We start from the raw sequence: 17,344 nt of genomic DNA on the forward strand, positions 1-17,344 counted from the left end.
GATCGGGAGCAGTTGTTGGGCGGGTTGGCCGGGTTGGCGACCGGCCAACCCGCAGCCAACGTGGTGAGCGGGCGTGTGGTGGAGGGCAAGACCGCGTTCGTGTTTGCCGGTCAGGGGGGTCAGTGGCCGGCGATGGCGGTGGCGTTGTGGGATTGCTCGCCGGTGTTCGCCGCGCAGATGGGTGCGTGCGGGCAGGCGCTGGCCCCGTATGTGGGGTGGTCGTTGGAGGAGGTGGTGCGGGGCGGGGATGAGTGGTGGTTGAGCCGGGTGGAGGTGGTGCAGCCGGCGTTGTTTGCGGTGATGGTGTCGTTGGCGGCGTTGTGGCAGTCCTGTGGGGTGGTCCCTGACGTGGTGATGGGGCATTCCCAGGGGGAGATCGCTGCGGCGTATGTGGCTGGTGGGTTGAGTTTGGAGGATGCGGCGAGGGTGGTGGCGCTGCGTAGTCAGGCGATCGCTGAGTTGGTCGGGTTGGGGGGGATGGCATCTATTGGGTTGCCCGCAGCCCAGGTCGACCAGCGGTTGGGTGAGTATGGCGGGCGGGGGTCGGTGGCCGCGGTCAACAGCCCGGCCTCCACCGTCATCAGCGGTGACCCGGCGGCGTTGGATGAGTTGGTGGCCGCGTGTGAGGCCCAGGGGGTGTTCGCCCGGCGCATCCCGGTGGATTACGCGTCGCATTCCGCGCAGGTAGAGGCCGTCGAGCAGCGGTTGGTGGCGCAGTTGGCCGCGATTAGCCCGCGGGCGGGCACGGTGGCGTTTTATTCCACGGTCACCGGTGAGCAGTTGGGCACCCAGGCCCTTGATGGCCGGTATTGGTATGCCAATGTGCGGCAGCCCGTGCAGTTCGAGCAGGCCACGCGTGTGCTGATCGCGCAGGGGTGTCGGGCGTTGATCGAGATGGGTCCGCATCCGGTGTTAACGGTGGCGATGACCGAAACAGCCGAAGCCAGCGGCGCGGCTTCGGTGGCCGTGTTGGGTTCCCTGCGCCGCGACGAAGGCGGATGGCCGCGCTTTGTCACCTCGCTCGCCGAGGCCCACGTGGCCGGGGTCAAGGTGGACTGGGCCGCAGTATTCGCGCCCTGGCGGCCCCAGCGGGTCCAGTTGCCGACATATGCCTTCCAGCACCAGCGGTACTGGCTGTCGGGGATGCCGGTGGAGGGTCCACTGCGGCCGTCGGTGGTCAGCGACCGCGATGCGGCTATATCGGGGTCGGCATCAGGGCAGCGATGGGCCGAGCTCTCCGATGAAGAGCAACAATCGATGCTTTTGCAGCTGGTATGTGCCCATGCCGCGACCGTCCTAGGGGCTGATCCCGCCGTCATCGAAGCCGATCGTGTGTTCCAGGACCGGGGTTTTGATTCCCTGACCGCCGTCGAGCTGCGCAAGCGGCTGCAAACCGCGACCGGGCTGGCGTTAGCGCCCACCGTCGTCTTCGACCACCCCACACCGGCCGCACTCACCCAGCACCTGCGGCAAGAGATCACCAGAACGATTCAAGAGAATCCAGGTGCGCGCACCTTCCTCGACGCGCCTGCGGCCGACCACTCGACATCCCATATTGAGGGGCCGGTTTCGGGGCGGTTCAAGCCCTTGGTGCCGGCCGCGCGACCCACAGCGGTTCCATTGTCGTTTTCGCAGAGCCGGCTGTGGTTCATCGATCAATTCGAGGGGCCCTCACCCACCTACAACATCGCGGTCGCTTTGCAGTTGCGCGGTGAGCTCAATGCCGATGCGTTAGGCGCGGCGTTGGCCGATGTGGTGGGCCGTCATGAGAGCCTGCGTACGGTGTTCCCGGCGGTCGAGGGAGTACCGCAGCAGGTGGTTGTCCCGGCCATGTGGGCAGATTTCAGGTGGGATGTCGTCGACGCCACCGGATGGCCGGCAAGCCAGCTGCAACAGGCTATCGACTCCGCGGCGCGTTACACATTTAAGCTGGCAACCGAAATCCCGCTGCGGGCAAAGCTTTTCACCGTCGCCGACGGGGAACACCTATTGGTGATCACCGTGCACCACATCGCCGCGGATGGCTCGTCGATCACCCCATTGTTCGCCGATCTGGGTGCCGCCTATGACAGCCGGTGCGCCGGGCAGGCTCCGGCCTGGGCGGGATTGCCGGTGCAGTATGTCGATTACACACTCTGGCAGCGGGAGAACCTCGGCGATCAAACGGACAACCACAGCCTCATCGCCACCCAGCTGGCCTATTGGGAGCATGCCCTGGCCGGGATGCCCGAACGCCTCGAGCTTCCCACCGATCGGCCCTATCCGCTGGTTGAAGATCACCGCGGCGCCACGGTTGCTGTCGACTGGACGGCGGGATTACAAGAGCGGGTGGCCCACGTTGCTCGCGAGCACAATGCGACGAGCTTCATGGTGGTCCAGGCGGCCCTGGCCGTGCTGCTGTCGAAGGTCAGCGCGAGCACTGATGTGGCGGTGGGCTTCTCGACCGCTGGCCGCGGCGATAGCGCATTGGATGGGCTGGTTGGGTTTTTCCTCAACACCCTGGTGCTGCGCACTGACCTGACCGGTGATCCCACCTTCACACAACTGCTCGCCCAGGTGCGAGAGCGTTGCCTGGCGGCCTACAAACACCAAGACGTGCCCTTTGAGTTGCTCGTTGATCGGCTCCACCCGGCCAGATCGCTGACCCATTCGCCCTTGATCCAGGTGATGTTGACCTGGCAGAACTTCGCCCGGCAGATCAATGAGCCCGCAGCCGGGGTGGTCTTGGGTGATCTAGAGGTCACGTACAGGACGCTGGACACCCAGACCGCCGTGATGGACCTGGTGTTGTCTCTCACTGAACTCTGGACGAGTGCGGGTGAGCCCGCCGGCATTGCGGGGGGTGTGGAATTTCGCACCGACGTTTTCGATACGGCAAGCATTGAGACGCTTATGGTTCGGTTGGAGCGAGTGCTAACCGAAATGACCGCCGATCCGGGGCGGCGGTTGTCGTCGGTGGATCTGCTCGACACCGACGAGCACGCGAGGTTGGACCTGTGGGGCAACAGCGCGGTGTTGTCCGCCGTCTCTGCGGCACCGGTGTCGATTCCGAGCGTGTTTTCCGCGCACGTGGCGCGCAGCCCGTCGGCGGTGGCACTGAGTTACCAGGGGGACTCGTGGAGTTACCGCGAGCTTGATGAGGCGGCCAACCGGTTGGCGCACCTACTGGCTGACCATGGTGCGCGCCCGGGCGAGTGTGTGGCGCTGGTGTTTGAGCGCTCGGCGCAGGCCATCATCGCGATCCTGGCGGTATTGAAGTCCGGGGCGGCCTATCTGCCCATCGACCCGGCGCTGCCGCCGGCCCGGGTCGCGTTCATGATCGAGGACGCGAGGCCGGTGGCCGCCGTAACCACCGCCAGCCTGCGCCCCCAGCTGGACGGGCACGACCTGACGGTGATCGATGTCGAGGACCCCCGGATCGGCAACCGCCCGTCTACTGAGCCGCTGGCGGTGCCGGCCGGCGACGACATCGCCTACATCATCTACACCTCGGGCACGACCGGCGTCCCCAAGGGTGTGGCCGTGGCCCACGGCAGCGTCACCCAGCTGTTCGAGACACCGGTCGCCGGCCTGCCACCGGGACCTGAACAGGTGTGGTCGCAGTGGCACCCCTATAGCTTCGACTTCTCGGTATGGGAGATCTGGGGTGCGTTGTTGGGTGGCGGGCGCCTGGTCGTGGTGCCCGACTCAGTGGCGCGGTCGGCGACCGACTTTCACAGCCTCCTGGTCTCCGAACAAGTCAACGTCTTAAGCCAAACCCCGTCAGCTCTGGGCATGTTATCGCCGGAGGGTTTGCAGTCGCTGGCGTTGGTGGTGGCCGGTGAGGCGTGCTCGGCCGAGCTGATGGATCGGTGGGCGCCCGGACGGGTGATGATCAATGCCTACTGAGACCACGGTGTTTGCGACGATGACCGCGTCACTGGTGGCGAACTCGGGGGTACCGCCGATCGGTACGCCGGTGCCACGGGCCGCGTTGTTTGTGCTGGACAGATGGTTGCGGCGCGTCCCGGTTGGTGTGGCCGGTGAGTTGTATGTCGCGGGCGACGTGCTGGGTTGTGGGTATGTGCGTCGAGCCGGGTTGACGGCATCCAGGTTTGTGGCCTGCCCGTTCGGCGGCGCGGGAGCGCCAGGAGAACGCATGTATCGCACCGGGGACCTGGTGCGCTGGCGCCGCGATGGGCAGCTGGACTTTCTCGGGCGTACCGATGAGCAGGTCAAGATCCGTGGGTATCGCATCGAGCTGGGGGAGGTCGCTGCCGCGCTGGCAAACCTCCCGGACGTCGGGCAGGCCGTGGCGATGGCTCGGGAGGACCGCCCAGGCGACAAGCGTTTGGTGGGCTACGTCACCGGGGTCACCGGGTCAGTGGATGGTGAGGGGATACGCAAGGCGCTGACCGCTGGGCTGCCCGAGTACATGGTGCCGTCGACCGTGGTGGTTTTGGAGGAGTTGCCGTTGACTGTCAACGGCAAACTCGACATGCGGGCGCTGCCGGCGCCGGAGTACCGCGATCGCGGTTACCGGGGCCCTACCACCCCGGTCGAGGAGATCCTTGCCGACATCTACGCCCGGGTGCTGGGTATGGACAGCGTGGGTGTCGACGCGTCGTTTTTCGACATCGGCGGCGACAGCATTTCGTCGATACAGGTGGTGGCGCAGGCCCGCGCTGCCGGTGTGGTGTGCAAGCCGCGCGACATATTCGTTGAGCAGACTGTTGCCGGGGTGGCCCGGGTCGCCAGCTTCACTCGTGGTGAGGGCCCGGTAATTGATGACGGCGTCGGCCAGGTGTTGCCCACACCGGCCATGTGCTGGCTGGCAAGTGTCGACGGCCCGGTTGAGCAGTTCAGCCAGACGATGATTGCGCAGGCTCCCGCGGCGGTCACCACCGACGACGTAGTGGTCTTGCTTCAGGCCTTGTTGGATCGGCACGCGATGCTGCGGTTGCGGGTCGATGACTACGGTGCCGGAGGTTGGTTGTGGTTTGTGGCCGAACCCGGTTCTGTGGATGCGGACAAGTGCCTGCAACCGGTGGAGGCATTGTCCGACGACGCTCTGGTCGAGGCCCGCTCCCGGTTGGATCCGGCCGCCGGGGTCATGCTCAGCGCACTGTGGGTTGCCCCCGCCGCTCAGCTGGTGCTCGTCATTCATCATCTGGCCGTCGACACGCTGTCCTGGGGGATTTTGCTGGACGACCTTAACGCAGCCTGGGGCCAGCGTCGCGACGGGCGGGACGTGACGTTGCCGGTGACGGGGACGTCGTATCGCCGGTGGGCGTCGCTGCTGCGTGAACATGCACGCAGTCCGTCGGTTGTCGACCAGGCGGACGCGTGGCGGCGGACGCTGGCGGTTCGGCCGGCGCTGCCGGCGGTGTCCCCTGCTGTGGATACGTCTGTCACCGCCGGACGGCTGTCGTCGGTGCTGGAAGTGGAGACGTCCCGCATCCTCCTTGATGAGGCGCCGGGGGCGTTTCACGCCGGTGTGCAAGACATCCTGTTGATCGCGTTCGCTTTGGCGTGGGCGCGGTTTCTGGGCCGTAGCGCCGAGCCGATCACTATCGACGTCGAGGGCCAGGAGCGCGACGAAGAACTGTTCCCGGGCATCGACCTGTCGCACACCGTGGGGTGGTTCACCGCCAAGTACCCAGTGTCGGTGACTGTGGGCGCTATCGGCTGGGAGCAGGTGGTCGCAGGTGAGCCGGCGCTTGGGGCGGTGATCAAGGGTGTCAAAGAGCAGCTTCGAGCCCACCCCGACGGCCTGACGTACGGTTTGCTGCGCTACCTCAACACGCACGTTGAGCTCACCGGATCCGACCCGCAGATCGGTTTCAATTACCTGGGACGTTTGGGCGCACCCGCCGAGTGTTCGGCTACTGGTGATTTGTGGCGGATCGGTCACGAGGGCTTGTCGTTGACCGCTTCCGGCGCGGCTGTGCCGATGCCGCTGGGGCACACCGTAGAAGTTCGCGCCGTCACCGTCGAAACCGAAGCCGGCCCGCGACTGCACGCCGATTGGACGTGGGCCTCTTCCGCGCTTGATCATGCCCAGACCGCCCGGCTGAGCCAGCTGTGGTTTGACGCACTCAACGGCATCTGCGCCCATGTCCGCCACGGCGGGGGCGGGTTGACCCCTTCTGATCTCGTGCCCGCCCGCTTGAGTCAAGAGGAGATCGACGAGTTCCAACTGCGATACCGGATCGCTGACATTTTGCCGCTGACCCCATTGCAGCAGGGACTGCTCTTCCACGCCAGTTTCGCCGAGATTCCCGCCGATCTGGGTGACCTGTACGCGATGGATCTCAATATCGGCATGATCGGCCCGCTCGATCACAACCGCCTGCGCGATGCGGTCCAGATGGTGTTCAACCGCCATCCGCAGCTGCTGACCCGATTCGTCTATCTACAGTCGGGCGACGCGGTGCAGATCATCCCGGATGGTCCGGTGATGCCGTGGCGCTATGTTGACCTGGCTAGCAGCGATCTCGACCCCGATGAGCAGGTCGAGCGGGTGTGTGCCGCCGAACGCGCCGCTATCTGCGACTTGGCTCACCAGTCACCCAGTCGCGTTGTCCTGATCCGGACCGCACAAGACCAGTACCGGCTCGTACTGACCCATCATCACATCGTGCTGGATGGCTGGTCACTGCCCATCCTGTTGCGGGAAATATTCGCCGTCTATTGCGGTGAAGACCTGCCTGCGGTCGGGTCGTATCGCCGATTCTTCGCCTGGCTGGCTGAGCAGGATCACCAGGCTGCCCAGGCCGCCTGGCGTGAGGTGTTTGCCGGCTTTGACGACCCGACACTGGTCAGCCCGCCGGACCGGCTTGGGCTCGGGCTGCGAGAAGTTCAGTCGTTTCGGGTTCCTGCCGAGACCACCTCGGCGCTTTCCCAGCTAGCGCGCTCATGCCAGACCACCGTCAGCACTGTGCTGGAGGCCGCCTGGGCGCAGGTACTGACGTGGCTGACGGGCCATCATGATGTGGCATTCGGCATCGCGGTCTCGGGCAGGCCAGCCGAATTGGCCGGCGTGGAATCGATGGTGGGCCTATTCATCAACACGGTGCCGGTCCGAGCCATCATGACCGCGGCAACCACCACCGCAAGCCTCCTCGACCAACTGCAAAGCGCCCACAACGACACCCTCGAGCACCAGCACCTGGCGCTGAGCGAGATCCACCGCATCACGGGCCAGGATGTGCTGTTCGATACCGTTTTCGCTTACGAGAACTTCCCGATGGACACCGCCGTGCCGGTGGGCGCCCACGAACTGACCATCACCGACATCACCAGCTACGTAGCCACCCACTACCCGCTTGTGCTGCAAGCCCTGCCGGGGCGGGAGCTGGAACTACGCGTCCAATTCCGCACCGACGTATTCGATACGGCTAGCATCCAGGCGCTCGTCGACCGATTCGAGCGAGTGTTGGCGGCGATGATCGCCGACCCAAATCGGCGGTTGTCATCCGTGCACCTGCTCAACGCCGGTGAGCAGACTCGGGTGGATCTGTGGGGCAACCGCGCGGTGTTGACCACCGTCTCGGCGGCACCGGTGTCAATTCCGAAGATATTTTCCGCGCAGGTGGAGTCCAGCCCGTCGGCGGTGGCGGTCAGTTTCGGCGAGTTTTCCTTGACCTACCGCGAGCTTGACGAGGCGGCCAACCGGTTGGCGCACCTGCTGTCTGATCACGGTGTGGGCCCGGGCGGGTGTGTGGGGCTGCTCTTTGAACGCAGCGGCCAAGCCATCGTGGCGATGCTGGCGGTGCTCAAAACCGGGGCGGCTTTCCTGCCCATCGACCCCGCACTGCCGGCGGCGCGGATCGCGTTCATGCTGGCCGACGCAGCCCCGATTGCCGCGATCACCACTACCCATCTGGCCGACCGGCTGAACGGCCATGACGTGACGGTCTTCGATGTGAACGACGCGGCTGTTGACACCCAACCCAACACGGCGCCACCCGCGCCGGCCCCCGATGACATCGCCTACATCATCTACACCTCAGGCACCACCGGAACCCCGAAAGGGGTGGCTATCACCCACCACAATGTCACCGCAATGCTTGGGTCCCTGGACCCATGCCTGCCGGTTGGTGGGGCGTGGACACAGTGTCACTCGTATGCCTTCGACATCTCGCAGTGGGAGATCTGGTGCGTGCTCTTGCACGGCGGGCGGTTGGTCGTGGTGCCCGAGTCGGTGGCGAGCTCGCCGGAGGATCTGCACGCCTTGCTGGTTTCTGAGCAGGTCAACCTCTTATCCCAAACCCCGTCGGCGGTGGCGATGTTGTCGCCCGAAGGTTTGGATTCGGTGACGTTGGCGGTGGGCGGTGAGGCCTGTTCGGCCGAGCTGGTGAACCGTTGGGCACCCGGACGGGTCATGATCAACGGCTACGGCCCAACCGAGACCACGGTGTGTGTATCGATGAGTGCGCCGTTGAGGCCGGGCTCGGGGGCGCCACCGATCGGCTCACCGGTGGCCGCGGCGGCGTTTTTTGTGCTGGATGAGTGGTTGCGGCCGGTGCCGCCGGGTGTGGCCGGCGAATTGTATGTGGCAGGCGATGGGGTGGGGTGCGGGTATTGGCGTCGCCCGGGTTTGACCGCCTCGCGGTTTGTAGCGTGCCCGTTCGGCGGCGCGGGAGTACACGGCGAACGTATGTATCGAACCGCGGATCTGGTGCGCTGGCGCGCTGATGGCCAGCTGGAGTACGTCGGGCGGACCGATGAGCAGGTCAAGATCCGCGGGTTCCGCATCGAACTAGGTGAGGTGACCACGGCGCTGGCCAGGCTGGACGGGGTGGACCAAGCGGCGGTGATCGCCCGCGAGGACCAGCAGGGCAACAAACGCCTGGTGGGCTACGTCACCGGGGCAGTGGACGTGACCGGTGTGCGTGCGGCGCTGGCCGCGCAGCTGCCGGCACACATGGTGCCGGCCGCGGTCGTGGCGATCGACAAGTTGCCGTTGACCGTCACCGGCAAACTCGACCAGCGGGCCCTGCCGGCCCCCGATTTCAGTCACGCTGGCCGGTATAGGGCCCCTGCCACGCCCACCGAGGAAGTCCTGGCCGACATCTACGCCAAGGTACTGGGCTTAGACCGGGTCGGTGTCGACGACTCGTTTTTCGACCTCGGTGGTGATTCGCTGCTGGGGATGCGGGCGATCGTCGCGATCAACGCGGCCCTGGGCGCCCATCTTTCGATGCGCGCCTTATTCGACGCGCCCACTGTCGGAGACTTGAGCCAGCAGTTGCGCACGCATGACAGTTCGGTAGATATCGTTCCGGTCGAGACGCTCAAGCGCGGTACTGGCGTTCCGCTGATCTGCATTCATCCCGGTGGTGGCGTTAGCTGGGCGTATCGGGCTTTGGGTGATTATTTGGACGGTCCGATCATTGGCATTCAACAAATCTTTGAAGGCGCGGAAATTCAGCCCAGATCAATAGGTGATATGGCAAAGGTCTATGCGGAGAGGGTTAAAGCGAATTATCCGGATGGACCCTATAAACTTCTCGGCTGGTCTATCGGAGGCGTAATTGCCCAGGAGCTCGCGATCGAGCTTTCGCGCCAGGGATTCGAAGTCCAATGCCTGATACTCCTTGACGCCGTACACTTCGCGGAGACCGGCGGCGCCGTAAGTTACCAGGCCGTGGAGGGGAAGGAAGTCGCCCAAGATTTCGCGCGCGGAATGCTGGAACGTTACCTGACGGACAGTCGCACAGGCATCGCAGAACTAGAACCTGACGCCGGATCGAAACGGCTTTTGGAGTTCATGGTTGAAAATCTTAGGACTGTTGAACCGTATTTATCAGGACACACGCCCGGTGTATTCTCTGGCAATGCGGTAATATTTACTGCTGCGCAGAGTGCGGTCGATCGGGATTCGTCTCTGTTGCAACGTTGGCGACCTTATATTGCGGGAGACGTTGCAGAATATTCGGTCGACTGCACGCATGACGACATGTTGACTACCGGATCGCTGCGCATGTACGGCGAACAGCTCAGGAAATTGTTAGCGCTGGATTCCGAGGTAGCCGGTTAGGCGCCAGTCCTCGAGTCCCTCATAAAGCGGGTATTCCTCGGTTAGCCGTGTCACCCGCTGTCGCAACGAGGGCAGATCGGCGGCAGCGCCGGCCATCAGGGTGGTGGCGATGATGTCGGCGACCTCGGTGAAGTCGGCGTCCCCGAAACCACGGGTCGCGAGTGCCGAGGTCCCCACACGCAGACCAGAGGTCACCATCGGCGGCCGGGGGTCGTTTGGCACCGCGTTGCGGTTGACGGCGATGCCGATCTCGTGCAGTAGGTCTTCGGCAACCTTGCCGTCCAACGCAGAGTCGCGCAGGTCGACCAACACGAGGTGGACGTCCGTGCCGCCGCTGACCACCGATATACCTGCCTCGGCGACGTCTCGGGCCATAAGGCGGTCCGCGATGATCTTGGCGCCGGACAGGGTGCGTTGCTGACGTTGCGCGAACTCGGATGTCGCGGCGATCTTGAGCGAGACCGCCTTGGCGGCGATGACCTGCATCATCGGTCCGCCCTGCTGGCCTGGGAACACCGCAGAGTTGATGGCTTTGGCGAACTCTTGTTTGCCCAGGATCATGCCGCCACGGGCACCGCCGAGCGTCTTGGTCACGGTCGTGGACACCACCGCGGCATGCGGCACCGGAGAGGGGTGCAACCTCGCGGCGACCATGCCCGCGAAATGCGCCATGTCCACCCATAGCGTGGCGCCAACCTCGTCGGCAATCGACCGGAACGCCGCGAAGTCCAGAATCCGCGGGTAGGCGGACCAGCCGGCGACGATCACCTTCGGGCGAAATTCAAGCGCCTTCGCCCGCACGGCATCCATATCGACCAGGTGGGTCGTCGGATCGACGCCGTAGAAGCCAGCGTCGTACAGCTTGCCGGAGAAGTTTAGGTGCATGCCGTGGGTCAGGTGCCCGCCGTTGGCGAGATCTAACCCAAGCAGCCGTTCCCCCGGTGTCATCAGTGCCTGCAGCACTGCGGCGTTGGCCTGGGCGCCCGAATGCGGCTGCACGTTGGCGAAGTCGGCGCCGAACAGCGTCTTGGCGCGGTCGCGGGCGATGTTCTCTACGACGTCGACGTGCTCGCAGCCACCGTAGTATCGGCGGCCGGGCAGTCCCTCGGCGTACTTGTTGGTCAACACGCTGCCCTGGGTTTGCAGCACTGAGCGTGGTACCAAGTTCTCCGAGGCGATCATCTCCAGGGTGTCCCGCTGACGGCCAAGTTCCTTGTGCAACAGCTCTGCGATCTCGGGGTCAACCTCGGGCAGCGGAGCGGACATCACCGAGCGGGCAGTGGCGCCATCGGGCAACGGAGTCACGGTGCCAGATTCTACGTGTTGGACCTGCAAGACAGCAGCGACAATCTCCGTTTGCACGCCGGAACTCGATAACCCCCTCTATCTCCGGCGGAGACGGTACCGCCGGCGCCGTCGCCGGTAGTTTCTCCGCCATAGGCGGTGGTGGTAACGGCGGCTTTGCCAACGGCGTAGCGACCGGCGGAAGCGCCAGCGCCGGTGGTGGTGGTGGCGGCGGCGCAGGGTTCTCTGGCGGCGCGGGAGCCGGTGGCGGCCAAGGTGGAAGCGCCGGTGTCAACCTCGACAATCAGGTCGGTGGCCCGGGCGGACCCGGCGGCACTGGTCAGCCGATCGGCGGCGCCGGTGTTGACGGTAAGCCCGGCGCCGTCGCCGCTGCCGCCGGGAACCCCACGGCCGGCGCCGGCGGCACCGCCAGCGTCGGCGGTGGTGGCGGCGGCGGTGCCGCCGTTGCCAACAATGGCGCGACATCCACGGGCGGCGCAGGCGGTGATGGCGGCGGACCCTAGGGGATAGCGGCTCCGTGAAGATCGACGGATCGGTGGCGGTGGTCACGGAGCAGGCTCGGGAATCGGCAGGTCCATTGCGGCGCGGCTGGCAGCGGCCGGCGCCTCGGTGGTGGCCGGCGACATCGACGCAGCTTCGGCCGCCGAGACCGCTGTAATGGTCGGTGGCGTCGCGGCGGCCCCGGACGCGGCGAGCGTGGACGGCATCGCGACCCTGCTCGACACCGCACGCCGGACGTTCGGCCCGGTGGACATCTACGTCGCCAATGCCGGCATCACCCGTTGTGCCGGAGTGGATTGAGCGCGCCAACGGATATTTCGTCGCCGTCGCCTCGGCCGCCGGCCTGCTGACCCAGCTCGGTGGGGCGCCCTACAGCGTGACCAAGCACGCCGCCGTCGGGTTCGCCGAATGGTTGGCCATCAAGTACGGCGACAAGGGAATCGGCGTGAGCTGCGTGTGCCCGATGGGTGTGGACACCCCAATGCTGCGCGACATGTCCGACTCGCCGGAAGCCGACATGCGGCTGGCCGCCGCCGCCGTCACCAGCAGCGGTGCGGTGATCGACCCGGACGCCGTCGCCGCCCTCGTGGTCCAAGCCGTCGCAGACCGGACGTTCCTGGTGCTGCCGCACACAGAGGTGCTGACCATGTATCGGCGCAAGGGCGCCGACTACGACGGCTGGATCGCCGGGATGCGCCGCTTCCAACGCACCCTTGAGTAGCCGGCTAGCGGTGATGCGGCGGTTGCTCGTTGCGGACTCGGCCCTCGTCCCACTCGCATCTGCCTTTCGTCGTCAAACCTTTCAAGTCCATGAGCTGACTGGCCCGCGAGTCTCCGACAAGCTTTATGGCTTATCGGCTCCTCTGATGGATAGGGCAGCGCGCATCGAATCGGCTCACATCTCCAGCACCGCGGCTAGGAACTGGATCGCCATTCCGGCGGCCATGGCGGCTTGTGCGAGAGTTCCGACGGATTTGAAGCGCTTATCGGCGGGGCCGGTGAGGTAGCGCCGCAGCCAGAAAACCGTTGCGGCCGCGAAGATCAGGGCACCGAACCAGCTCGCTGCACTGAACCAGTTGAGCGATTCGCTGCTTGCTGATGCGCTCGTCGTCGCCGTGTCGATGCCCGGCATCGAGGCCGCGGCCTGCGGAAGTGCCGGGTCAGCGGCCAGATAGCCGCTCATGGCGGCATACATCCAGGCCGTGGCCAGCATCATCATGGCGTGGTAGCCGCCCATTCGCCGCTGCTCGGCCGTGCGGGCCGCAACAATGGTCAGCGTCGCGAACCACATGGTCGCCAACAGGAAAAGCATCGCGGGCAGCGTCGGGGGCAATCGCATGCTCCACGGCCATGCCATTGCCGCCATGGCGACCGCCATCAGTACGTGCAAGCTGTGGCTGACGATGACCGGCCATGGCCGGCGTTGGGTGAGGATCGGCAGGGCGCATTCAACGGCGCCCAGCGCGAACAACCCGGTGACGGTCCACCGCAGCAGGACATCGTGGATCATGTGGTCGTGGGCCGCTCGGGCAGGGCTGCTATCGCTGTGGCGCGGCCGAAGTGGCGTAGTCGCAAAGAGTTGGTCACCACGCTGACCGAGGACAAGCCCATCGCCGCGCCCGCCACGACGGGGTTGAGCAGACCGAATGCGGCCAGCGGGATGGCGGCGGTGTTGTAGCCGAAGGCCCAGCCCAGGTTCTGGTAAATCGTGCGCAGGGTTTGGCGTGACAGTTGCAGCGAGCGCACGACACCGTCGAGGCGGTCTGACATCAGCGTGATGTCGGAGGCTTCGATGGCCACGTCGGTGCCGGTGCCGATCGCGATGCCCAGGTCGGCTTGGACCAGCGCGGGCGCGTCATTGACGCCGTCGCCGACCATGGCGACGAGCCTGCCCTCGCCTTGGAGGCGGCGGATCTCGTTCACCTTGTCTTCCGGCAAGACCTCGGCCAGTACCCGGTCTATACCGACCTGCTGGGCGATCGCGGTCGCCGTACGGGCGTTGTCGCCGGTGATCATGGCGACTTGTAGCCCCATCGCGTGCAGTTGGCGGACCACGTCGACGGCGTCGTCCTTGATCGTGTCGGCAACCGCGAGCACACCGACAACTTGATCGTCGTGGCCGACGAATACCGCTGTGCGGCCCTGCTTTTCAAGTTCAGCTGCCGTCGCGGCCAATTGCTCGGGCAGCCGTAGACCGTGGTCGTCGACGAGCTTGCGCCGCCCGACCAACACGGCGCGGCCGTCGACCTCGGCGCGCACTCCGTGGCCGGCCAGGCTGGTGAACGAGGTGGCGGCCGGAATCTTCAGAGCGCGCTCGCGAGCGCCGGCGACGATGGCCGCACCGATCGGGTGCTCGGAGCCCGACTCGACCGCGGCGGCGATCTGGAGCACCAGATCGGCTTCTTCCCGTTGGTCGGCGACAACATCGGTGAGTTGCATCTGGCCGCGGGTCAGGGTGCCGGTCTTGTCGAATACCACGGTGTCGACCTTCTTGGAGGCTTCCAGCACCTCACCGCCTTTGACCAGGATGCCCATCGTCGCGCCGCGGCCGGTGCCGGCGATGATCGCCGTAGGAGTGGCCAGGCCCAGCGCGCACGGGCACGCGATGATCAGCACCGACACCGCTGCCGTCATGCCCGCGATCGGGTTGGCCGCCAGCAGCGCCCACCCGACGAACGTCAGCGCGGCCACGCCGAGCACGGCGGGCACAAACGCTGCCGACACCTGGTCGGCCAGCCGCTGCACCGGCGCCTTGCCGCCCTGGGCCTGTTCGACCAGGCGCACAATCTGGGCCAGTGCCGTGTCGGCGCCCACGGCGGTGGCACGCACCGTCAACCGCCCGTCGGTGTTGACGGTGGCCCCGGCAACCCGGTCGCCCACCGCTTTTTCCACCGGCATCGACTCGCCGGTCAGCATTGACTCATCCACGGCCGCACGCCCGTCGACGATCTGACCGTCCACGGGAATCTTTTCGCCGGGTCGCACCAACAGTAGGTCTCCGACCTGCACCTGCTCCACCGGCACGAGGATTTCTTGGTCGTCGACGAGCAGGCACGCTTCCTTTGCGCCCATCTCCAGCAGCGCGCTGATCGCCTCGCGGGTCTTGCCCATGGCCCGGGCCTCTAAGTAGCGGCCCAGCACCACAAACGCGATGATCAACGCGGCGGTGTCGAAGAACAGCGGCCCACCGGCAAACAGTTCGTAGGTCGAATAAGCGAACGCGGTCAGCGTCCCCAGGCTGATCAGCGTGTCCATGCCCGCAGACCTCGCCCGCGCCTGCTGCACGGCCCCCACCAGGAACGGCCAGCCGGCCACGAATTGCACCGGTACCGTCACGGCAAAGGTCAGCCAGCCCGCCCACGCGCCGCCGAGCAACATCGGTGCTGCCATCGACAGCACCCCCAACGGCGCGGCCAGCCACACCCGGCGCAACCACTTCCGTTGCTCGCCCTTGGCATCGGCGACCGGCGCCCCATGACACGACGGCGCCGGCTGAGAACTACTACCCGCACTTACGGGCTCTGCGGCGCCGTCAGACGACAAGCCGAATACCCGCAAGATCCCCCCAGCGATCCTTGCCACCAAACCGGTTTCGCCCACACTCGCCGAGTAGGGCGCGCGTGCAGGCAGCGATTCCGCAGGCAAGTACCGGGCGTCGAGGATCGCCGATAGCACCGCGGAAGTGTCGCAGTCATCGGGCAGATACCAGATCACCACCGATCCCGTTCGGGGATATGCCTGCACCGCGCGGACCCCGGCCACCGTGGCGACCGTCTCTTCGATCGCCACCGCCCGGGCCGCATCCATCACAAAGTCGCTGACGCGCACCCGCAGCCGGCCGCCCCCTTCGGAGACGACCTTGAGCGGGGCGCCAACGTCGGCGGTAAGCGCAGTGTCAGTGACAAGCATCGTTACCCTCGACGGTCGAAGGGGCGGCGGAGTCCACCACCGCGGGTGCGGGCACTCGTTCCCCGATGCGGTCGGCCGCCTCGGCGAGCACATCGGCCGTCGCCAGGCGCGCCTTCTCAGCGGCCTCTTTGGTGATGCGCTCGGTCGCACGCGCCCCGCGCAAACTCACCGCAGCGGCGCTGACCGTAAATTTGCGCCACGGCGCCTTGGCCAACGCCTCATAAGCCGCGGCACCCACCAGACCGGTCACCACGGTGGGCACCGCCTTCCCTAACAGTCCTTGCCAAGCCATTCCGACCACTTCCTTTCTCCAGTTGACTCATCGCAGGTTGCAAGCGGCACAGGCGTTTCCGCTTCCGCACGGCCCGGCTGCTGCGCCGGCGCAACCCGTCTCATACAGTACCCCCCTACCGTATAGCAGCACCGGGCGGTGCGCCATGCGGCGCGGCGCAGCGGTGTGGCTTATCGCCCGCCCGCATCATCTCGTCGAGATCGGCATGACCCCAACGGCCGGCGTCTGAGCGTCTTCGAGCGGTCAGGCGTCCTCGGCTTGGCAACCTTCTCAAAGTCATTGCGCCGCAGGGGAGATGACTCAAATATGGTGTCGGCGCCGTTCATCGCTGACCATACGGGGATTCCGCGATAGTTTCGGGTATTGGATTGAGGCGGCGAACACCAGAAACCTTGGCAACGTAATTTTCGGCGACCATACTCGCTTGGTCTCCTTCGGCGGGAGTTGGCAACCGATTTGGTTCGCGCACCGCCGCAGTCAGCAGCGCGCGAAATCGGTTTGGCGGGCTTGCAATCGTGACAGTCGGCAACCGAGCCGAAGTTGGTGTGCGGTGCCGCCAGTTGTGATAGAAACTGCCGCATGGCGTATGTCCACGTAATGCCGCAAGCATTAGCCACGGCCGCAACGGATTTGGCCAGTATTGGTTCGGTGTTGTCGGACGCCACCGCGGCCGTGGCCATCCCTACGGTCGACATTCCCGCGCCCGCTGCTGATGACGTGTCCGCGGCGGTGACATCGTTATTCAGCGAGTACGGCCAATCCTGGCAGGCAGTCAGCAAGGAGACCGGGTGGCTTCATCACCAGTTCATTGCTGCACTCAACGGTGGCGGCTTCAAGTACATGGCAACCGAGTTGAGCAGTGCCAAACAGCAGCTGGCGAGTGCCGAACACTGGCTGGAAAATCCCGGACAGAACACGTTGAAGGCCGCGAACGCCGAAAGTCTGTCGCTGTTCGGGCGCCCCGTGATCGGTAACGGCGCCAATGGGGCCCCTGGGACGGGCCAAAACGGAGGCGACGGCGGATGGTTGTGGGGCAATGGCGGCGCTGGCGGGTCTGGCGCGCCCGGCCAGCACGGCGGCAACGGCGGATCCGCCGGGTTGTTGGGCAACGGCGGAGCCGGCGGGGCCGGTGGGTCTAGCACGTTAGCTGGAGGGCCCGGCGGGTCCGGCGGGCGCGGCGGAGCCGGCGGATGGTTGTCTGGGTCCGGCGGTGCCGGCGGCGCGGGTGGGACAGGGCTCGCCGACGGCGGAAACGGTGGGGCAGGGGGCGCGGGGGGCCTGTTTGGCGATGGCGGTGCCGGCGGCGCCGGCGG

Annotated in this window: 6 protein-coding genes and 2 pseudogenes; 4 read left to right on the top strand and 4 right to left on the bottom strand. The window is 65.9% G+C overall.

Going from position 1 to position 17,344, the window contains the following annotated elements:
• The first annotated feature begins 132 nt into the window (after positions 1-132).
• Positions 133-10,024, top strand: a pseudogene (locus tag BST12_RS26455) (amino acid adenylation domain-containing protein).
• Here BST12_RS26455 and glyA read toward each other — a convergent pair.
• Positions 9,995-11,290 carry a serine hydroxymethyltransferase gene (glyA, locus tag BST12_RS26460; RefSeq protein WP_083116185.1) on the bottom strand — a complete coding sequence of 432 codons (1,296 nt, stop codon included), beginning with the start codon at positions 11,288-11,290 and terminating at the stop codon, positions 9,995-9,997. The pseudogene BST12_RS26455 and the gene glyA sit on opposite strands and share 30 nt — an antisense overlap.
• Before the next feature lie 243 nt (positions 11,291-11,533).
• Here glyA and BST12_RS31235 point away from each other — a divergent pair, with 243 nt between their 5' ends.
• Both BST12_RS31235 and BST12_RS26465 read left to right on the top strand, forming a co-directional pair.
• A complete protein-coding gene (locus BST12_RS31235; protein WP_139801958.1) occupies positions 11,534-11,839 on the top strand; it encodes a hypothetical protein in 306 nt (101 codons plus the stop codon).
• 7 nt (positions 11,840-11,846) lie between these two features.
• Positions 11,847-12,551 (top strand): annotated as a pseudogene (locus tag BST12_RS26465) (SDR family oxidoreductase).
• Between the two features lie 174 nt (positions 12,552-12,725).
• On the opposite strand, the gene BST12_RS26470 reads toward BST12_RS26465, so the two are convergent.
• From BST12_RS26470 to BST12_RS26480, 3 genes are all read right to left on the bottom strand, one after another.
• Positions 12,726-13,340, bottom strand: a complete 615-nt coding sequence (locus BST12_RS26470) for a DUF5134 domain-containing protein (RefSeq protein ID WP_083116182.1) — start codon at positions 13,338-13,340, stop codon at positions 12,726-12,728.
• Positions 13,337-15,637, bottom strand: coding sequence for a copper-translocating P-type ATPase (locus tag BST12_RS26475; protein ID WP_372511072.1), 2,301 nt, complete (start codon positions 15,635-15,637; stop codon positions 13,337-13,339). The genes BST12_RS26470 and BST12_RS26475 overlap by 4 nt, the downstream gene beginning before the upstream one ends.
• Before the next feature lie 88 nt (positions 15,638-15,725).
• Positions 15,726-16,031 carry a DUF1490 family protein gene (locus BST12_RS26480; RefSeq protein ID WP_083116184.1) on the bottom strand — a complete coding sequence of 102 codons (306 nt, stop codon included), beginning with the start codon at positions 16,029-16,031 and terminating at the stop codon, positions 15,726-15,728.
• A gap of 579 nt (positions 16,032-16,610) precedes the next feature.
• Between BST12_RS26480 and BST12_RS26485 the strand changes: the two genes are divergently transcribed.
• Positions 16,611-17,344 (top strand): PE family protein (locus tag BST12_RS26485; protein WP_139801959.1); only part of this gene is annotated, 734 nt, incomplete at its 3' end.

Origin of the sequence: Mycobacterium angelicum, from assembly GCF_002086155.1 — a bacterium.
GTDB lineage: Bacteria > Actinomycetota > Actinomycetes > Mycobacteriales > Mycobacteriaceae > Mycobacterium > Mycobacterium angelicum.